The organism is Paracoccus thiocyanatus (assembly GCF_900156255.1).
GTDB classification, from domain to species: Bacteria; Pseudomonadota; Alphaproteobacteria; order Rhodobacterales; family Rhodobacteraceae; genus Paracoccus; species Paracoccus thiocyanatus.
This window is the reverse complement of record NZ_FTMK01000003.1, coordinates 1-19474: the sequence shown is the minus strand read 5'-3', so window position 1 is coordinate 19474 and position 19474 is coordinate 1. Positions and strand designations below refer to the sequence as shown.

Here is a 19474-nt window from a genome sequence, read left to right as displayed (position 1 = left end):
GGCGGGGGATGCGCCGGCCCGACACTTTCGTTCGCCTGGCGTCCATGTTGCGCATGATAGTTGCGCTGCGGCTGCGAAGCCGCTAGTCATGCTGCAACGCCGCAAAGGAGTCTGCCATGAAGGACATGCCCGCGATGCCCGCCGATACGCCCTCTGCCCTGCTTGCGCTTGCAGCCGAGGCGCTGCCCGAACTTGAATCCCTGCAATCGCGCGCGACCGAGGCGCTGCGGGCGCTGGTCGCGCCCTCGGGCAAGCCCGAGCCGGCGGCGCTGGAACAGCACCAGCACGCCGCCCATGCGCTGTCCTGGCTGGCCACCTATGTCGAATCGGTCCGGCAACTGACCGCCTGGGCCGGCCGGCTGGACGAGGCCGGCCGGCTGGGCCGGACCGAGGCGCTAATCGTGCAGATCGGCCTGGGCGAATATCTGAGCCAGATCGCCGGCGGCATCCCGATGAGCCAGACCGAATTCGCGCGGCTTTCGGATCTTGGCCTGGACTGGCAGCCCGGCGCGGCGGCGGCCAAGCTGATGCGCGGCAATACCGCCCCGGCGCGGGCGGAACTTGCGCGGCTGATGCAGGACAATCAGGGCCGCGCCACCTTTGGCGCGACGGGGCTGGACGAGGACCTGGAGATGATCCGCGACCAGTTCCGCCGCTATGCCGATGAGCGGGTGATCCCCAACGCCCATGAATGGCACCTGAAAGACGAGCTGATCCCGATGGAGGTCATCGAGGAACTGGCCGAACTGGGCGTCTTTGGCCTGACCATCCCCGAGGAGTTCGGGGGCCTGGGGCTGTCGAAAGCCTCGATGGTGGTCGTGACCGAGGAATTGTCGCGCGGCTATATCGGCGTGGGCAGCCTTGGGACCCGCAGCGAGATCGCCGCCGAACTGATCCTGTGCGGCGGCACCGAAGAGCAAAAGGCGAAATGGCTGCCCGGCCTTGCCTCGGGCGAGATCCTGTCGACGGCGGTGTTTACGGAACCGAATACCGGCAGCGACCTGGGCAGCCTGCGCACCCGCGCGGTGCGCGACGGCGACGACTGGGTGGTGACGGGCAACAAGACCTGGATCACCCATGCGCAGCGCACCCATGTGATGACGCTTTTGGCGCGCACCGACCCCGAAACGACGGATTGGCGCGGCCTGTCGATGTTCCTGGCCGAAAAGACGCCGGGCACCGACGAGGACCCGTTCCCGACCCCCGGCATGACCGGCGGCGAGATCGAGGTGCTGGGCTATCGCGGCATGAAGGAATACGAGCTTGGCTTTGACGGTTTCCGCGTCCGGGCCGAGAACCTGCTGGGCGGCGAGCCGGGGCGCGGCTTCAAGCAATTGATGGAGACCTTTGAATCCGCGCGCATCCAGACCGCCGCCCGCGCCGTGGGCGTGGCGCAATCGGCGGCCGAGATCGGCATGCAATACGCCATCGACCGCAAGCAGTTCGGCAAGCCGCTGATCGCGTTCCCGCGCGTCGCCGACAAGCTGGCGATGATGGCGGTGGAAATCATGATCGCCCGGCAACTGACCTATTTCAGCGCCTGGGAAAAGGATCACGGCCGGCGCTGCGACCTGGAAGCCGGGATGGCCAAGCTTCTGGGCGCCCGCGTCGCCTGGTCAGCCGCGGACAATGCGCTGCAAATCCATGGCGGCAACGGTTTCGCGCTGGAATATGCCATCAGCCGGGTGCTGTGCGATGCGCGCATCCTGAACATCTTTGAGGGCGCGGCGGAAATCCAGGCCCAGGTCATTGCACGCAGGCTACTGGGCTAGGATGAAATTCCGGCCCCTGCTGGACAGCGGGGGCCGTTGCGGCATTATGGACGGCAACCAAACTGAACGGAGCTGTCCATGACCCGCATCCCGATGATTTCCGCGGCCTTTGCCGCCACGCTTGGCCTTGCCGCCTGCGAGCCGGCCACGCCCGACGTGCCGGGCAGCAATATCCCGACCGGCGCCTATGTGCTGGTCGGCATCGGCTCGGACACCGTGCCGCAGCGCAATGTCGGCCTGACGATCGAGGCCGACGGCTCGGTTTCCGGCCGCGCGCCCTGCAACAGCTATTCGGCGGCGCAAAACGCCGAGCCGCCGGGCTTTGCCCTGGGTCCGCTGGTCACGACGAAGATGGCCTGTTCGGGCAGGGCCGGGGAACTGGAATCGCGCTATTTCCAGGCGCTTTCGGGGGCCGACGGCATCACCTTCCAAGGCGGGGTGCTGACCATCCAGGGGCCGACCTATCTGACCTATGAGCCGGGCCAGCGCAAGGAATGACGGCGCTTTGCCCGGCGCCCGGCGGGTGCAGGTCCGCGCAAGGCTCGTGACCGCCGCCTAGTCGCGCCCGGCCAGCCGGGCCACCAGCCGGGCGCGGGCCGGGGGCAGGGGCTTGCCCGCATGGCCTTCGGCCAGGCGCGCGTTCAGGAAATGCCCGGTCACGGCCAGCGCATCGCCGATCCCGCCATTGCCGCGCCCGCCCAGCATGGCGGGCAGCGGCAAAAGCCGCGGCGCCCAATCCCCCGCCGCCTGCGCCGACACCGCCCGGCCCGAGCGCGGGCTGACATAGGCCAGCCCGTCGCGCGTGCCGGTCACCGCGCAGCGGGTCAGGTCAAGGCCAAAGCCCAGCTCGTCCAGCAGCCGCATTTCCCAGCGCAGATAGGTTTCCGCCCAATCCGCGCCCGCGTCCATCTGGTCCAGAAGCGTCTCGGTCGTGTCGGCCAGGCGGGGATGGGGGTCGCGTTCGGGCAGGGCAAAGGTCACAAGCGCGGTGACGGCATTCACGCCCGCCAGCGCATCGGCCCCGGCCAGCAGCCCCGGCCGCGCCCGCGCCGGCTCGGCCGCGAATGTGCCCAGCTGATCCTCCAGCCGCGCCCGCCAGCGCAGGCTGATGCGGTTGCCGGGTTGCAGCATGGCGGCGCGCCGGGCGCTGGCCCCGCCGGGCACCAGGCCGCGGATCAGCCCCGCCTCGCGCGTCAGAACGGTCAGGATCACCGCGCTTTCGCCGTGCCTGTGCTGCGCCATCACGCTGGCCTCGCCGCTCCATTCCATCGCGCCGCCTTTCCTTTCGCGCCACCCTGCCGCAATCTGCGGGGGATGAACAAGGAGACAGGCATGTTGAAACCGTGGATCGAGGCCCAGGCGCGGCTGGTCGAGGTGGCGGCGGGGCGCGCGCCCGCCGATCTGGTGATCCGGGACGGGCAATGGGTCAATGTCCACACGCGCGAGGTGATCCCCGGAACCGACATCGCCGTGGCCGATGGCCGCGTGGCCTATGTCGGCCCCGATGCCGGTCCCGCTGTCGGCCCCGAGACGCAGGTGATCGAGGCGGCGGGCCGCTACATGGTCCCGGGCCTGATCGACGCGCATATGCATGTCGAATCGGGGATGCTGACGCCCGCCGGATTCGCGGCGGCGGTGATCCCGCATGGCACCACGACGATCTTCCACGACCCGCACGAGATCGCCAATGTTCTGGGGCTGGACGGCGTGCGGCTGATGCGCGACGAATCGCTTTTGCAGCCGATCAGCATGTTCACCCAGATGCCAAGCTGCGCGCCATCCGCCCCCGGCCTGGAAACCACCGGCCAGCCGATCACCGAGGGCGAGGTGGCGCAGGCCATGGGCTGGGACGGCATCGTGGCCTTGGGCGAGATGATGAACTTTCCCGGCGTCGCCGCGGGCGACAGCCAGATGCTGGCCGAAATCGCCGCCACCCGCGCCGCCGGCAAGACGGTGGGCGGCCATTACGCCAGCCCCGACCTGGGCCGGCCCTTCCACGCCTATGTCGCCGGCGGCGCCAATGACGACCACGAGACCACGACCGAGGCGCAGGGCATCGCCCGCGTGCGCCAGGGCATGGGCTGCATGATGCGGCTGGGCTCGGCCTGGTATGACGTGGCAAGCCAGATCACCGCCATCACCGAAAAGGGACTCGACCCGCGCTTCTTCATCCTTTGCACCGATGACAGCCATTCCGGCACGCTGGTCCATGACGGGCATATGAACCGCGTCCTGCGCCATGCCATCGCCTGCGGCTGCGACCCGCTGGTGGCGATCCAGATGGCAACGATCAACGCCGCCCAGCATTTCGGGCTGGAACGCGAACTGGGCAGCATCACGCCGGGCCGGCGGGCGGATGTGATCCTGACCCCGGACCTGCGAAGCCTGCCCGTCGAGGCGGTGATCGCCCAGGGCCGGCTGGTCGCCGAACAGGGCCGGCTGCTGGTCGATTGCCCGCGCATCGCCTGGCCCGAGGCGGCGCGCAGCTCGGTGCATCTGGGCAAGGAACTCGCCGCCGCCGATTTCGCCGTCCGCGCCAGCGGCGACAGCGCCCGCGTGCGGGTGATCGGCGTGGTCGAGAACCAGGCCCCGACCCGCGCCCTGACCGCCGAGCTGCCGATCCGCGACGGCGTGATCGAGGGGCGGGGCGAGACCTGCCATATCGCCCTGGTCGAACGCCACCGGGCCACGGGCGGCGTGGTGAACGGCTTTGTCTCGGGCTTCGGCTACCGGGGCCGGATGGCCATGGCCTCGACCGTGGCGCATGACAGCCACCACATGATCGTCGTCGGCACCTGCCGCGACAGCATGGCGGCGGCGGCCAATCACTTGGGCCGGATCGGCGGCGGCGTCACCCTGTTCCGCGACGGCGCGGAACTGGCGACGGTGGCGCTGCCCATCGCCGGGCTGATCTCCGACCGCCCCGCCCCCGAGGTGGCCGGGGCCGCGCAGGCCATCGTCCAGGCCATGCAGGATTGCGGCTGCCGGCTCAACAACGCCTATATGCAGCATTCGCTCTTGGCACTGGTGGTGATCCCGGAACTGCGCATCTCGGATCTGGGGCTGGTCGACGTCACCCGCTTCGAACTGACCGACCTGTTCGCCTGACGCTTGCCTGGCCTGCGCTTTTCACCGTTTTTCAAATACCCATGGCCGAGGTCTCGCCCTCCCGCGCGACAGCGACGAATTGCGCGCGGCCGCGCAGCGCCTCGAACAGCTCCGGCCCGGTGCCGGTCAGCCAGGCCTGGGCGTCCAGCGCGCAGATTTCATCGTAAAGCGCCGCGCGGCGGCCGGCGTCCAGATGCGCCGCCACCTCATCCAGCAGCAGAACCGGGCGCTCGCCCTCCAGCGCGCGGGCATTGGCCAGGATCAGCGACAGAAGCAGCGCCTTCTGCTCGCCGGTCGAGGACAGCGCCGCGGGCATGGCCTGCGGCCCCCAATGCGCGCCCAGATCGGCGCGATGCGGGCCGCTCAGCGTGCGCCCGGCCGCCATGTCGCGGCCGCGCCCCTGCGCCAGGCGGTCGGCGATGCTTTCGGCGTCGGGATCGTCGGCCGCGCCTTCGCCCGGCAAAAGCGCCAGGCTGGCGGCGGGAAAGGCGGTCTCGGCCCCGTCTTGCGCCGCCATGATCCGGGCTATGGCGTCCAGCCGGTTGCGGGTCAGGGCCGCGCCGGCCTGGGCCATCTGCGCCTCCAGCGCGCGATACCAGCCGGGGTCGCGGATCTCGTCGCGCAGCAGGCGGTTTCTTTCGCGCATGGCCTTGTCATAGGCCAGCGCATCCTCGGCATGGCCGGGGGTAAAGCTTAGCGTGACGCGGTCCAGGAAGCGGCGGCGCTGTTCGGGCGCATCGGTCCACAGCCGGTCCATGGCCGGGGTCAGCCAGATCACCCGCATCAGCCGGCCAAGCGCGATCTGGGTCGAAGGCTTGTCGTCGATCGCCACCTCGCGCGGCTGGCCGGGCAGGGCGCGGGTCGTCACCTGATGGTCGCCGATCCGGGCCGCGATCTGCCAGCCGACCCCCGGCCCCTTGCGGGCCTGGTCGCCGGGTGCGGCGCCGCGCATGCCCCGGCCGGGCGACAGCATCGAGACGGCTTCCAGGATATTGGTCTTGCCCGCGCCGTTCGGGCCATGAATGGCGACGGGGCGGCGATCCGCCTGGATTTCCAGCCTGGCCCAGCTGCGGAACTGGGTCAGGTGCAGGCGGGTCAGGGTCACACGCGCATCGGCATGACGACATAGACCGCGCTGGTGTCGCCCCCTTCGCGGATCAGCGCCGCATCGCCCGAACCGTTGAACAGGAAGACCGCGTTCTCGCGCTCGATCTGGCTGGCGATCTCGTGCAGGTATTTGGCGTTGAAGCCGATTTCCAGCGGCTCGTCGGCATATGCGACGGACAGTTCTTCATCCGCGGCGCCGGCATCGGGGGCGTTCACCGACAGGACCAGCCGGTCTTCGTCCAAAGACAGCTTCACCGCGCGCGAGCGTTCGCTGCTGACGGTCGCCACCCGGTCCACCGCCTTGGCGAAATCGCCGGCATCGACCTCCAGCTTGCGGGTATTGCCCGAAGGGATCACGCGGGAATAATCCGGGAAGGTGCCGTCGATCACCTTCGAGGTCAGGGTCAGCGTCGGCGTGGCGAAACGCACCTTGGTTTCGCTGACGGAAACGGCGATCTCGGCCTCGTCATCGTCCAGAAGCTTGCGCAGCTCGGCCACGGTCTTGCGCGGCACGATCACGCCGGGCATGTCCTCGGCCCCCGCGGGCAGGGCTGCGTCGATCCGCGCCAGCCGGTGGCCGTCGGTGGCGACGCAGCGCAGGGATGGCCCGTCCTCGGCCTGGGCCACATGCATGTAGACGCCGTTCAGGTAATAGCGGGTTTCCTCGTTGGAAATCGCGAATTTCGACTTGTCGAACAGCCGGCGCAGCACCGTCGCGGGGGCGGTGAAATTCGCCGAATATTCCGACGAGGACATGACCGGAAAATCCTCGCGCGGCAGGGTGGCCAGGCTGAAATTCGACCGCCCCGCCTGCACCGACAGCCGCCCCGAGGCGGCGTCCAGGCTAAGCTGCACCAGCGCGCCGTCGGGCAGCTTGCGGGCGATGTCGTTCAGCATCCCGGCCGAGACGGTGGTGGCGCCCGGCCGCTCGACCTGGGCGGTGGCGCGGTCCACGATCTCGGTGTCCAGGTCGGTGGCGCGGAAGCTGACGCCATCCGGCGCCGCCTCGATCAGCACGTTGGCAAGGATCGGGATGGTGTTGCGGCGTTCGACCACGGACTGGGCCTGGGATACGGCCTTCACCAGATCGGCACGTTCGATCGAGAATTTCATGGTCAACCCTTATGTCTTTCCAGCCTTGTCCCCGCACCCGCCCCGCGGGGCGCCAATGTGGCACAATCCCGCGCAAGGTCAAGCAGATGATCAGGTTTCCAGCAGCCGGCGCAGCAGGTCGATATCCTCGGACAGGCCGCGGTCGGCGCTGCGCAATTCCTCGATCTTCTTCACGCCGTGCATGATGGTGGTATGATCGCGCCCGCCAAAGCGGCGGCCGATTTCCGGCAGGCTGCGCGAGGTCATCTGCTTGGCCAGATACATGGCGATCTGGCGCGGCCGGGCGACGGTGCGCACCCGCTTGGGCCCGATCATGTCGGCCAGGCGGATATTGTAATGCTCGGCCACCTTGCGCTGGATTTCCTCGATCGAGACCTTGCGGTCATTGGCCCGCAGGATGTCGGCCAGGCATTCCTGGGCCATGTCCAGGGTGATTTCCCGCCCCATCAGGCTGGCGAATGCAAACAGCCGCTGCAAGGCCCCCTCCAGCACCCGGACATTCGAGGTGATGCGGTGGGCCAGGAATTCCAGCACCCCCGGCGCGATCAGCAGGCCGGGATATTGCGCGCGGAAGCTGTCGGTCTTGCTTTGCAGGATGCCCAGGCGCAATTCGTAATCGGTCGGGTGCAGGTCCACCACCAGCCCGCATTGCAGGCGCGACTTGATGCGCTCCTCCATGTCCTTGATCTCGCCCGGCGCGCGGTCGGCGGAAATGACGATCTGCTTGCCCTGGTCGACCAGGGTGTTGAAGGTGTGGAAGAATTCCTCTTGCGTGGAATCCTTGCCGGCGATGAATTGCACGTCATCGACCATCAGCACGGATACGGTGCGGAACAGCTCCTTGAAATCCATGACGGTGCGGTCGCGCAGCGCCTGGACAAAGCGATACATGAACTGTTCGGCCGACAGGTAAAGCACCCGCGCCTCGGGCTGGCGGGCCTGGATCTCGCGGGCGATGGCATGCATCAGGTGGGTCTTGCCCAGGCCGACGCCGCCGTAAAGAAACAGCGGGTTGAAGGTGACGGGACCCCCTTCGGCCACGCGGCGGGCGGCGGCATGGGCCAGTTCGTTGGGCTTGCCCACCACGAAATTGTCAAAGGTAAAGCGGCTGTCCAGCGGCGCGGCCAGTTCCTCTTCGCCCGCGGCGGGGCGGGGGGCGGGGCGCTTGACGGCGGGCGCGGCGGCCTGGCGCGCGGTCTGGCTGCGGGTTTCGAAGCTTAGCCGCTGCACCGGGCCGCCCATGCGGTCCAGCACCTTGAGGATGTCGTCGCTGTAATGGCGCGACACCCAGTCGGACAGGAACCGCGTCGGGCAGGCGATGGTGGCGGTGCCGTCCGCGACGCCGGTCAGCCGCAGCGGTTCGATCCAGGTCGAGAAACTGTCGGTTCCGACGATTTTCTGAAGTTCTTCACGCGCCTGCCCCCAAAGTCTGTCCATCTCGTCCGGTTCCGTCTCTTGTCCCCACATGCCGCCGGATTTTTCCGACGTGAGGCGATCCGGTGCCGCAGCCTGAACGCAGGATATTTCGGCAATAGAAAGCCCCGGCCGCCAAGGGCGACCTGCGGGCCGTCTTGCGGCCGAAACTTGCAGACATGCGATACAGGCCGGTGGCAGCCGGCTGCATCATCATCGGTAGCGGATCTGTCCGATCTGCTGCCGCCCTGCCTGTCGGCGGCAGAGCCGACGGTTCAGGGCATGTCCCCCAGGCGCGACGGTGAATCGCAGGCTACACGCTAGCAAGAACCACGCATCGCCAGCAACCGATCTTCTTGCTTGACAGTCACTTTGGCTGATCGAATCTGGCGGCCGGGCCACGCTGGGGCAGGTGGGGGAAATTGCCTGGAAAAGCTAGGAAAATCCGGCTGTTGCCCATGCGCAAGGGCGCGCCCGATTGGTGCGCGCCCTTGGCCAATTCTACCGAAAGTTGCGAAAATGCCGCAGCCGCTCAGGCCGTGGCCAGCGCCTTGACCCGCGCCGAAAGACGCGACAGCTTGCGCGCGGCGGTGTTCTTGTGGATGACGCCCTTGGTCACGCCGCGCATCAATTCGGGCTGGGCGATCCGCAGCGCCTCGCGCGCGGTTTCGGCATTGCCGCCGGCGATGGCTTCCTCGACCTTGCGCAGGAAGGTGCGGATGCGCGAGCGGCGGGCCTTGTTGACGGCGGTGCGGCGCTCGATCTGGCGGGCGCGCTTCTGGGACTGGGGCGTATTGGCCATGGGTGCGGTCCTATCTGTTCTTCATGTCCTGATTGCGCAAAGCCCATGGCACCGTCCCAAGGGGACGGTCCTGATTCTTGCCTTTAAGCGGGCCCACACGCATGTAAGCCTGGGCCTATAAAGCCATTCGCGCCCGATGCCAAGCGCCAATCAGCGGTCGCGGAACTGCGGCTCGCGCTTTTCCAGAAAGGCGGCCATGCCTTCTTTCTGGTCCTCGGTGGAAAACAGCGCCTGGAAGGTGCGGCGCTCGAACAGGATGCCTTCGCGCAATGTCGTTTCATAGGCGCGGTTCACCGCCTCCTTGGCGGACATGGCGGCGACCTGGCTTTTTTCGGCGATCTTGCGGGCGGCGGCCATCGCCTCGGCGATCAGCTTGGCGGCCGGCACGACCCGGCTGACCAGGCCCGAGCGCTCGGCCTCGGCCGCGTCCATGAAGCGGCCGGTCAGATGCATGTCCATCGCCTTGGACTTGCCGACGAAACGGGTCAGGCGCTGGGTGCCGCCGATGCCGGCGATGACGCCCAGGTTGATCTCGGGCTGGCCGAACTTGGCATTATCGGCGCAGATGATGAAGTCGCAGGCCATGGCCAACTCGCAACCGCCCCCCAGCGCATAGCCGGACACCGCGGCGATGACCGGCTTGCGCGTGGCGGTGATGCGGTCGATCTCGGGGCCGAACAGGTCGCCGGCATAGACATCGACAAAGCTTTTGGTGGACATTTCCTTGATGTCGGCGCCGGCGGCAAAGGCTTTCTCGCTGCCGGTCAGCACGATGCAGCGCACCTTTTCATTGCGGTCCGCATCCGCCAGCGCATCGCCCAACTCGCCCAGAAGCTGCGCGTTCAGCGCGTTCAGCGCCTCGGGCCGGTTCAGCCGGATCAGCGCCACATAATCGTCGACTTCGACGGTGAGGGTCTGGTAAGCCATCGACTCTTCGCCTTTCGCAAGCAAGTTGACCGCGACTCGTAACAAATCCGCGCAGGCATGGCCAGCGCGCTTCTTTCGTGCCCAAATATCCCCGCCGGAGGCAGCCGCCGCAGGCGGCTTCACTTCTGGCAGAGCGGGCAGAAAAAGCTGGACCGGCCCGATTGCACGATGCGCTGCACCATGCCCGCGCAGCCGGGCGTCGGGCAGGGCGCGCCCTCGCGGCCATAGACGCGGAAGGAATGCTGGAAATAGCCCAGCTCGCCCGTCGCCTGGCGGTGGTCGCGCAGGCTTGATCCGCCGGCCGCGATCGCCTCTTCCAGCACGGCGCGGACATGGCCGACCAGCGCCCCCAGTTCGGGCGCGGCGACCTGGCCGGCCAGCCGGCGCGGGTCGATCCCGGCGCGATGCAGCGCCTCGGAGACATAGATATTGCCCAGCCCCGCCACGATGCGCTGGTCCAGCAGCGCCGCCTTGACCGGCATGCGCCGCCCGGCCAGCGCGCCCGCCAGCCCTTGGGGGGTAAAGCTGTCCGACAGCGGCTCGGGGCCCAGATGCGCCAGCAGCGGGTGGTCGGCCCCCGGCGGCACCAGGTCCACCATGCCGAATCGCCGCGCGTCGTTGAAGGTGATGCGCGTGCCCTGGTCGGTCCAGATCACCACATGGTCGTGGCGCGGCAGGATCGCCGGGTCGCGGTGGAACTCGCCCTGGCTTTCCCCTTCGATCAGCATCCGCCCCGACATGCCCAGGTGCAAAAGCAGGCTGCCGCGGTCCCCAAGCTCGGCCAGGATGTATTTCGACCGCCGCCGCAGCCGCGTCACCCGCGCGCCGGTCAGGACCTGGACCAGGTCCGGCGGCAGCGGCCAGCGCAGGTCGGGGCGGCGGGCCTCGGCGCGGGCGATGACGCGGCCTTCAAGATGCGGCTCAAGGCCGCGCCGGACGGTTTCGACCTCTGGCAGTTCTGGCATTTTCTTCCCGTTCGTCGCATGGTGCCGCCGCGGCCTTGCTATGGCGCGCGGCGCGTTTTCGGACTATCTGGGCGCGAAACGACGGATGGACAAGCGACATGACCCCTGACGAGCCAAAGCAGACCCATTTCGGCTTTCGCACCGTGGCCGAAACGGACAAGGCCGGGCTGGTCCATGGCGTCTTTTCGCGCGTCGCCTCGCGCTATGACGTGATGAACGACCTGATGAGCGGCGGCGTCCACCGCATCTGGAAGACCGCGATGATGGACTGGCTGGCGCCGCGCGACGGCCAGCACCTGCTGGATGTGGCCGGCGGCACCGGCGACATCGCCTTTCGCTTCCTGGAACGCGCGCCGGGCGGGCGCGTCACCGTCTGCGACATGACCGAATCGATGCTGGTCGAGGGGCGCAATCGCGCCCAGGCCGGCAAGCTGGCCTCTCGCCTGGCCTGGGTCACGGGCGACGCCATGGCGCTGCCCTTTGCCGATGACAGCTTCGACCGCTACACGATCAGCTTCGGCATCCGCAACGTCACCCGCATTCCGCAGGCCCTGGCCGAGGCGCGCCGCGTGCTGCGCCCCGGCGGCCGGCTGATGGTGCTGGAGTTCAGCCAGATGCCGGTGCCGATGCTGCAATGGCTTTACGACCGCTACAGTTTCAACGTGATCCCGGTCATGGGCCTGGTCGTCGCGAACGACCGCGACAGCTATCAATACCTGGTCGAATCCATCCGCAAGTTCCCCGACCAGGAGACATTCGCCGAGATGATCCGCGAAGCGGGCTTCGGCCGCGTGCAGTGGCGCAACCTGTCGATGGGCATCGCGGCGTTGCATTCGGGCTGGAAGCTTTAGCATGCGCGGCCCGCACAATATCTGGCGGCTGATCCGCACCGGCGCCACGTTCGAGCGCACCGGCGCGATGAAGGTCGCGCTGGACGCCGCCGATGCGCCCGCCCGCCTGCGCATCGCCGCGCGCATCCTGGGCTGGCCCTTTGCCTGGCTGGGCTACAAGGGCGACCCGGCGCTGCCGCCCGTCACCCGCGCCATCACCGCGCTGGGGCCGGCCTATGTGAAATTCGGCCAGATCCTGTCCACGCGCCCCGATGTGGTCGGCGTGGAACTGGCGCTTCAGCTTTCGATGCTTCAGGACCGGCTGGCGCCCTTTGCGCAGGAACAGGCGCGCCGCACCGTCGCCGCCGAGCTGGGCCGCCCGGTCGAGGCGCTGTTCAGCACCTTTTCCGAACCCGTGGCCGCGGCCTCGATCGCGCAGGTGCATCGGGCGCGGCGGCTGGACAATGGCCGCGAGGTGGCGGTCAAGGTGCTGCGGCCGGGCATCGAGGCCGCCTTTCGCCGCGACATCGACGCCTTCCATTTCGCCGCCGGCATGATCGAGCGGCTGTCGCCCTCGACCCGGCGGCTGCGGCCGCGCGACGTGGTCGCGCATTTCGAATCGGTGGTGTCGGGCGAACTGGACCTGCGGCTGGAAGCCGCCTCGGCCTCGGAATTCGCCGAGAACACCACGGGCGACGAGGGGATGGCGGTGCCGGTTCCCTATTGGCACCTGAGCGCCCGCCGCGTGCTGACCACCGACTGGGCCGAGGGGCTGCCGATGGGCGACGTCGCGGCCCTGCGGGCGGCGGGGCACGACCTGCCGGCCATCGGCGCGCGCGTGCTTCAGCTTTTCCTGCGCCATGCGCTGCGCGACGGCTATTTCCATGCCGACATGCACCAGGGCAACCTGAAGGTGGCCAGGAACGGCGATATCATCGTCTATGATTTCGGCATCATGGGCGAGATCGACGAATATACCCGCCGCGTCTATGCAGAAATCCTGATGGGCTTTATCCGCCGCGACTATGAACGCGTCGCGCGGGTGCATTTCGAGGCGGGCTATGTGCCGCCCGACCGCGACATCAAGGAATTCGCCCGCGCGCTGCGCGCCGTGGGCGAGCCGATCTTCGGCGCCGATGCCAGCCGGATTTCCATGGCCAACCTGCTGGCCTATCTGTTCGAGGTGACGGAACGCTTCGGCATGGCCACGCGGACCGAACTGATCCTGCTGCAACGCACCATGGTGGTGGTCGAGGGCGTCGCCCGCTCGCTGGATCCGCAGATCAACATGTGGGAGGTCGCCCGGCCGGTGGTGGAAAGCTATATCCGCGACAATCTGGGCCCCCATGCGGCGCTGCGCGACCTGACGCGCGCGGCACAGGTGCTGGGCCGATTCGCGCCGCTGCTGCCAGAGTTCCTGGAACGCCGCATGCCGGAACTGCTGCGCGAGCCGCCGCCTCCGCCGCCGCCCCGCCGCCGCCGCGGCTTTGGCGCGGGCGTGGCGCTGGGCGCGGTCGCGGCGCTGGCGGGCGTGGCGCTGGGCGCGTGGCTGGTCTAGCCCGCCGCCCGATTCTGCGGCTGGCCGAACCTGCGGGGGCTTGAGCGCGCCCCCGCTTTCGCCTAACGCTGGCCCATGCGGATTCTTTATCTTGGCGATGTGATGGGGCGCGCGGGACGGCGCGCGATTGCAGAAGGGCTTGGCCCGCTCAAGGAACGGCTGGGCGTCGATTTCACCGTGGTGAACGGCGAAAACGCCAGCGGCGGCATGGGGCTGACCGGCGGCCATGCCAAGCTGATCCTGGAGGCCGGGGCCGATTGCATCACCCTGGGCGACCACGCCTTTGACCAAAAGGAAATGCTGTCCTTTATCGAGACCGAGCCGCGCATCATCCGGCCGCTGAACTATTCCAAGGTCGCGCCCGGCCGTGGCGCGCGGGTGTTTCAGGCGACGCGCGGCCGCAAGGTGCTGGTGGCGCAGGTGCTGGGCCAGGTCTTCATGAAGCGGCCCTTCGACGATCCGTTTTCCGCCATCGACACGGTGCTGCGCGCCCATCCGCTGGGCGGGCTGGTGCAGGCCGCGGTGGTCGACATCCATGCCGAGGCGACCAGCGAAAAGATGGCCATGGGCCATTGGTGCGACGGCCGCGCCAGCCTGGTCGTGGGCACCCATACCCATGTGCCGACCGCCGACGCGATGATCCTGAACCGCGGCACCGCCTATCAGACCGACGCCGGCATGTGCGGCGATTATGACAGCGTGATCGGCATGGAAAAGGCCGAGCCGCTGCGCCGCTTCCTGACCGGCATGGCCCAGGAACGCTTTACCCCGGCCGAGGCCGAGGCCACGCTTGCAGGGGTGCTTGTGACCACCGACGACCGCAGCGGCAAGGCCGTCGCGGTCGAGCCGCTGCGCCAGGGCGGCCGGCTGGCCGCAACGCCGCCCCGCGCCTGACGGGCGGGCGGCCACAGGGCCGCCACAGGGGCCGCGGCGGCTTTCGCTTGCGACGCCGGGCTAAATAATTCTATTACCCATCGAACGGGCCGTGATTTAGCGGCGCTACGCCACGGGGTTTCATGCTGGGCTTTGAACTGACCGGAACCAATGCGTCGGTTGCGATGCTGCTTATCGTCGCCGTCATGTTCATCGAGTTCGTCCGCGAAAAGCGCCCGCCCGAAGTGGTGGCGATCGGCACCGCCGCGGTGCTGATGCTTCTGGGCCTGCTGCCCATCAAGGACGCCGCCGGGGTGCTTTCGAACGCGGCGCCCTGGACCATCGCCTTCATGTTCATGATCATGGGCGGGCTTTTGCGCACCGGCGCGCTGGAGATCCTGTCGGGCATGGTGACGCGACAGGCCGCCGACCGGCCGTTCCTGACCATCGGGCTGACCTTCGGCTTCATCATCCTGGCCTCGACGGTCATGAACAACACCCCGGTGGTGGCGGTGATGATCCCGATCCTGATCCAGCTTGGGCTGCGGGCCAGGATCCCCGCCTCGAAGCTGCTGATCCCGCTAAGCTACATGACCATCCTGGCGGGCATGATCACGCTGATCGGCACCTCGACCAACCTGCTGGTGGACGGCGTCGCGCGCGAGGCGGGCATGGCCCCCTTTACCATCTTCGAGATCGCGCCGGTCGGCATCGCCATCACCCTGGCCGGCATCGCCTATTTCGCCACCATCGGCTGGCGGCTGTTGCCCGACCGCACCTCGCTGGCCGGCTTCCTGGGCGGCCGGCGCGAGATGAAATATTTCACCGAGGTCGCCATTCCCGGCGATTCCAGCCTGGTCGGCCAGCCGGTGCTGTCGGCGCCGATCTTCAAGCGCGAGGCGGTGCGGGTCATCGACGTGCTGCGCGGCGACGCTTCGCTGCGGCGCAACCTGCCCGAGGTGGTGCTGGAACCGGGCGACCGGGTGGTGCTGCGCTCGGAAATGGCGGACCTGCTGGAAATGCAGGCCAACAAGAACTTCCAGATGGTGGACAAGCTCAGTTCCGTCGCCACCGATACGGTCGAGGTGCTGATCTCGCCCGGCGCGCGGCTGGTCGGGCGGCGGCTGGGCGACATGCGCCTGCGCCGGCGCTACGGGGTCTATGTGCTGGCCGCGCATCGGCGCAGCCAGAACATCGGCCGGAAACTGGACGACCTGGTGGTGCAGGTCGGCGACACGCTGCTTTTGGAAGGCGCGCCCGAGGATATCGCCCGCCTTGCCGCGGACATGGAGCTGGTCGATGTCTCGCGCCCCTCGGCCCGGCCGTTCCGCCGCCGCAAGGCGCCGATCGCCATCCTGTCGCTTTTGTCGGTGGTCACGCTGGCCGCGTTCGACGTGGCGCCGATCATGGCCCTGTCGTTCATGGCCGCCGCCGTGGTCCTGATCACGCGTTGCGTGGACACCGAAGAGGCGTTCGAATTCGTCGATGCCCGGCTGATGGCGATGATCTTCGCCATGCTGGCGGTGGGCGAGGCGCTGGAACATACCGGCACGATCACCCTGGTGGTCGATGCGGTCGCGCCCCGCCTTGCCGGCCTGCCCCCCTTTGCCACGCTGATCGCCGTCTATTTCCTGGGCCTGGTGATGACCGAGATGCTGTCGAACAATGCCGTCGCGGTGCTGCTGACCCCGGTTGCCATCGCGCTGGCCAATTCGCTGGGCCACGATCCGCGCCCCTATGTCGTCGCGGTGATGTTCGCGGCCACCGTCGCCTTTGCCACGCCCATCGGCTATCAGACGCATCTGATGGTCTATGGCCCCGGCGGCTACAGGTTCAGCGATTTCCTGCGGGTCGGCGTGCCGCTGGACATCATCTGCGGCATCGTCGCCTGCCTGACCATCCCGCTGTTCTGGCCGCTGTAAGACCAGGGGCCGCGGCTCCTGGCTTCGCCGCCGCCGGAGTATTTGGGAAACGGTGAAAGCGGGGGCATGGACCTGGCGTCTTCACCGTTTTCCAAATACTCATGCCGGCCGTGCCGCCGGCGGGGCCGTTCAGCCCTGGTCGAAGCCGCGGCGCACCGCGCCCTGGGCCTTGGCGGCCAGGGTCTTGCGGGTCTCTGCGGCCACCGGGATCGGCGCGTGCAGCCGCACCGTCACCGCGCCTTGCGGATATTGCGCCAGCACCGCCAGCAGATGCGGCCCCAGGTCCATGTCGTCCCACCAGCCGTAAAAGCGCGGATCGCGGCCTTGGGGCGCGTGGTAATGCGCGCTCATCGGCTGGATCGCCAGCCCCTGGGGCAGGGCGGGGTCCAGGAAGCCCTGGAACAGCGTCGGCTTGAAGGGCAGCACGCGGCGCCCGTCGCTGCTGGTGCCTTCGGGAAAGAACAGCAGGCGGTGGCCGGCGCGGGTGCGGGCGGCAAATTCCTGGGCCTGGGCGCGGGCCAGCCGCGGGTCGCGGGCGACGAAATGCGTGTCGGTGACGCGGGTCAGGATGTTGATGCCCGGCCAGCCCGCCACCTCGGATTTCGAGACGAAGAATACCGGCATCGCCGCGTTCAGCACGAAGATGTCGAGCCAGCTTGAATGGTTCGCCACCACCGCGCCGGGGCCGTGCATCGGCCGGCCCAGGCAGCGCCAGCGCAGCCCGATGATCCACAGGCAGAGCCGGCAGACGCCCTGCACCCAGGGCCCGGTGACGGGGCGGCGCGGGCCGGAAAACAGCCGCTCGGCCAGGCGCAGCGGCACGATCAGCAGCACCCCCAGCGCCAGCACCAGGGCGATGCCGCCGCCGCGCAGCACGACCAGCAGCCAGCCGCGCGCGCCGGGCCGTGGAATGGCCGGCGGTGGGACCTGGTCGCGCCAGGTGGCGCGGTTGCCCCCGGTCATTGCCCCTGCCGGGTTTCGTAGAACTTGCGGTGCTTTTGCGACATAGCCTTGGTGTCGACCATCAGGAAGACGTCGGTGGTGTTGAAGGCGCGGTCCAGCCAGGCGCCATCGCCGACCATGCCGCCCAGCCGCAGATAGGCCTTGATCAGCGCCGGCATGCCCGCCATGGCCGCGCGGCGGTCCAGTTGATCGGCCGGGACCAGGTCCATCGGCCGATAGCCGTCGGGCCGGGCGCGGGGCCGGATCGCCGCCGGCGCCAGGTGATGGTGGTAAAGCCAGGAAAGCGGCTGGGCCAGCGCCTGCACATCGGTGCCGTGGAACGAGGCGACGCCGAACAGGATTTCGATCCCGCGGGCCAGCACATATTCGGCCAGTGCGTTCCACATCAGGAACATGCCCGAGCCGCCGCGATAGGCCGGATCGACGCAGGACCGCCCCAGTTCCAGCAGCGACCGCCCCGATGCCCGCAACGGCCCCAGGTCGTATTCGCTGTCGCAATAGAAGCGCCCGAAATCCGCCGCCCGCTCTCCCGGCAGCAGGCGATAGACGCCGACCACATGGTCCAGCGCCTCGCGCGAGCGGCGGCTGTCCACCAGCACCAGATGGTCCACGACCGGGTCGAATTCGTCGCGCTCGAACCGGCCCTGATGGTCGACCTGGGGGCCGTCGCCGCCCAGTTCCTGGACGAAGACGCGATAGCGCAGGCGCTGCGCCGCGAGCAGGTCGGCCTCGGCCGTGGCGAGGCGGGTCGTGAAATAGGACGTCTCTGGCGTCATCTTACGGCCTGGAACCCGCCTGGTTGCTTTCTGGCCCCGTGTCTAGGCGGGGGTGCGTCACATTGCAACCGCCCGCAACCCCGCGCCGCGACGGCGATTGACACGCGTAAAAGTTGAATTACTCTGCACTTGTCGTTCAAGGGGTGTGGGTTGTGACCAGTTCAAGATTGATATGTCTGCCATTGACGACCTGTTTGCCAGCATGGGTGAAATTGATGGTGATGCGGTCGCCGATGCGCGACTGCACTTGCCCGGTGCCCCATTCGGGCGCGCCGGGATGGCGCACGATCATGCCGGGTTCCAGGATTTCATTCATCTCGTGCCTCTTTCACGGCACCGCACAGGCTAGCCCGCCATGGACGATCTGACAATCCATTGCCCGGCCGAGACCGCCGTCGCCGCCATTGCCGCCGAGCGGCTGGCGGCGCTGGTCGGGTCGCGGCTGTGCCACGACATCGTCTCGCCCCTGGGGGCGATCGGCAACGGGATCGAGCTTTTGCAGCTTGCCGGCGAATTTCCCGGCATCGGCAACAGTGTCGAGATGCAGCTGATCACCGAAAGCGTCGAAGCGGCGCGGGCGCGGATCCGCTGGTTCCGGGTGGCTTTCGGCCATGCGGCGGCAGACCAGCGGCTTAGCCCGGCGGAACTGGCCGCGCTTCTGGCCGATGTCGAAAAGGGCGGGCGCATCCGCCTGCGGCTGGAGGCCGAGGGGGATCTGCCGCGCATCGAGGCGCGGCTGATCCTGCTGGCGGTGATGTGCCTGGAAACCGCCATGCCCTGGGGCGGCAGTGTGCTGGTCTGCCGCGGCGCCAGCGGCTGGCGGCTGGTGGCGGAATGCAGCCGCACCAAGCCCGATCCGGCGCTGTGGTCCTGGCTGGATGCCGTTCCCGGCCGCGAGCGGTCAGAGCCTGCTTCGTCCGAGGTGCATTTCCCGCTGCTGGCCCGCTTTGCCGGCGCCGCCGGGCGGGCGCTGGCCTGGGAGCTGGACGACACCGGCGGCGAGATCGCGTTCTAGGGTCTGTTGAGTATCAGGATTCCCCTGTCAGCTGATTTCTGATTCAAGCTTTCCAAACGGGAGGTTTGGATGCCAGTTGAACGCTACATCGTCACGGATTGCCAGTGGGCGAAGATTGAGCCGCATTGCTTGGGCAAGAAGACCGATCCCGGCCGAACGGGCGGTGATGCACGCCTTTTTCTCGAGGCGGTTTTCTGGATCGCTCGGACTGGGGCGCAATGGCGCGATCTTCCGGAGGAGTTCGGGAAATGGAACTCGGTCTACCGCCGTTTCCGGGATTGGGGTGCCGCGGGAGTATTTGAGCGTATCTTCAAAGCATTGTCCGATGAT

19 protein-coding genes are annotated in these 19474 nt (G+C 68.2%); 9 read left to right on the top strand and 10 right to left on the bottom strand.

What is annotated here, in order from left to right; genetic code table 11:
- Positions 1–116 precede the first annotated feature (116 nt).
- Entirely contained in the window at positions 117–1772 is a 1656-nt protein-coding gene (locus tag F3H32_RS02905) for an acyl-CoA dehydrogenase family protein (RefSeq protein WP_149764266.1), read from the top strand.
- Positions 1773–1850: 78 nt separating this feature from the next.
- On the top strand, positions 1851–2270 hold the full coding sequence (locus tag F3H32_RS02900) for an META domain-containing protein (RefSeq protein ID WP_149764264.1): 420 nt from the start codon (positions 1851–1853) through the stop codon (positions 2268–2270).
- Positions 2271–2327: 57 nt separating this feature from the next.
- On the opposite strand, the gene recO is transcribed toward F3H32_RS02900, so the two are convergent.
- Entirely contained in the window at positions 2328–3041 is a 714-nt protein-coding gene (gene recO, locus F3H32_RS02895; RefSeq protein ID WP_149764262.1) for a DNA repair protein RecO, read from the bottom strand.
- A gap of 63 nt (positions 3042–3104) precedes the next feature.
- Here recO and F3H32_RS02890 point away from each other — a divergent pair, with 63 nt between their 5' ends.
- Positions 3105–4880 carry an adenine deaminase gene (locus tag F3H32_RS02890; RefSeq protein WP_149764260.1) on the top strand — a complete coding sequence of 592 codons (1776 nt, stop codon included), beginning with the start codon at positions 3105–3107 and terminating at the stop codon, positions 4878–4880.
- A gap of 31 nt (positions 4881–4911) precedes the next feature.
- On the opposite strand, the gene recF is transcribed toward F3H32_RS02890, so the two are convergent.
- The 6 genes from recF to mutM all read right to left on the bottom strand — a co-directional run bounded on the left by recF (position 4912) and on the right by mutM (position 11207).
- Positions 4912–5985, bottom strand: coding sequence for a DNA replication/repair protein RecF (gene recF, locus F3H32_RS02885; RefSeq protein WP_149764258.1), 1074 nt, complete (start codon positions 5983–5985; stop codon positions 4912–4914).
- Positions 5982–7100 (bottom strand): DNA polymerase III subunit beta, encoded by a 1119-nt coding sequence (dnaN, locus tag F3H32_RS02880; protein WP_115756958.1) that lies wholly within the window; start codon positions 7098–7100, stop codon positions 5982–5984. Before dnaN ends, recF begins: the two co-directional genes overlap by 4 nt.
- Positions 7101–7190: 90 nt before the next feature.
- Complete coding sequence (gene dnaA / locus F3H32_RS02875) at positions 7191–8537, bottom strand: chromosomal replication initiator protein DnaA (protein ID WP_149764256.1); 1347 nt, start codon at positions 8535–8537, stop codon at positions 7191–7193.
- A 508-nt stretch (positions 8538–9045) separates the two neighbouring features.
- Positions 9046–9315 carry a 30S ribosomal protein S20 gene (rpsT, locus tag F3H32_RS02870; protein WP_115756960.1) on the bottom strand — a complete coding sequence of 90 codons (270 nt, stop codon included), beginning with the start codon at positions 9313–9315 and terminating at the stop codon, positions 9046–9048.
- 150 nt (positions 9316–9465) lie between these two features.
- Positions 9466–10242, bottom strand: a complete 777-nt coding sequence (locus tag F3H32_RS02865) for an enoyl-CoA hydratase (RefSeq protein ID WP_149764254.1) — start codon at positions 10240–10242, stop codon at positions 9466–9468.
- 119 nt (positions 10243–10361) lie between these two features.
- Positions 10362–11207, bottom strand: a complete 846-nt coding sequence (gene mutM, locus F3H32_RS02860) for a bifunctional DNA-formamidopyrimidine glycosylase/DNA-(apurinic or apyrimidinic site) lyase (RefSeq protein WP_149764252.1) — start codon at positions 11205–11207, stop codon at positions 10362–10364.
- Positions 11208–11305: 98 nt separating this feature from the next.
- Here mutM and ubiE point away from each other — a divergent pair, with 98 nt between their 5' ends.
- From ubiE to F3H32_RS02840, 4 genes are all read left to right on the top strand, one after another.
- A complete protein-coding gene (gene ubiE / locus F3H32_RS02855) occupies positions 11306–12058 on the top strand; it encodes a bifunctional demethylmenaquinone methyltransferase/2-methoxy-6-polyprenyl-1,4-benzoquinol methylase UbiE (RefSeq protein WP_149764250.1) in 753 nt (250 codons plus the stop codon).
- 1 nt (position 12059) lies between these two features.
- Positions 12060–13595: a 2-polyprenylphenol 6-hydroxylase gene (ubiB, locus tag F3H32_RS02850; RefSeq protein ID WP_149764247.1), complete on the top strand. Its 1536-nt coding sequence runs from the start codon at positions 12060–12062 to the stop codon at positions 13593–13595.
- A gap of 75 nt (positions 13596–13670) precedes the next feature.
- On the top strand, positions 13671–14489 hold the full coding sequence (locus tag F3H32_RS02845; RefSeq protein ID WP_149764245.1) for a TIGR00282 family metallophosphoesterase: 819 nt from the start codon (positions 13671–13673) through the stop codon (positions 14487–14489).
- A 122-nt stretch (positions 14490–14611) separates the two neighbouring features.
- Positions 14612–16390 (top strand): SLC13 family permease, encoded by a 1779-nt coding sequence (locus F3H32_RS02840; RefSeq protein ID WP_149764243.1) that lies wholly within the window; start codon positions 14612–14614, stop codon positions 16388–16390.
- A 129-nt stretch (positions 16391–16519) separates the two neighbouring features.
- Here the strand turns inward: F3H32_RS02840 and F3H32_RS02835 are convergent, their stop codons facing one another.
- The 3 genes from F3H32_RS02835 to F3H32_RS02825 form a co-directional block, all read right to left on the bottom strand.
- The gene (locus tag F3H32_RS02835; protein WP_149764241.1) at positions 16520–17353 is read right to left on the bottom strand and encodes a lysophospholipid acyltransferase family protein; all 834 of its coding nucleotides are present in this window, start codon (positions 17351–17353) and stop codon (positions 16520–16522) included.
- Complete coding sequence (locus F3H32_RS02830) at positions 17350–18129, bottom strand: GNAT family N-acetyltransferase (protein WP_149764239.1); 780 nt, start codon at positions 18127–18129, stop codon at positions 17350–17352. The genes F3H32_RS02835 and F3H32_RS02830 overlap by 4 nt, the downstream gene beginning before the upstream one ends.
- Before the next feature lie 136 nt (positions 18130–18265).
- Entirely contained in the window at positions 18266–18445 is a 180-nt protein-coding gene (locus F3H32_RS02825) for a DUF3553 domain-containing protein (RefSeq protein ID WP_115756554.1), read from the bottom strand.
- A gap of 39 nt (positions 18446–18484) precedes the next feature.
- On the opposite strand from F3H32_RS02825, the gene F3H32_RS02820 reads away from it, so the two are divergent.
- Both F3H32_RS02820 and F3H32_RS02815 read left to right on the top strand, forming a co-directional pair.
- Positions 18485–19144: a histidine phosphotransferase family protein gene (locus tag F3H32_RS02820; RefSeq protein ID WP_149764237.1), complete on the top strand. Its 660-nt coding sequence runs from the start codon at positions 18485–18487 to the stop codon at positions 19142–19144.
- Between the two features lie 69 nt (positions 19145–19213).
- Positions 19214–19474: transposase (locus F3H32_RS02815; RefSeq protein ID WP_149764235.1), on the top strand; the 261-nt coding region annotated here is incomplete at its 3' end.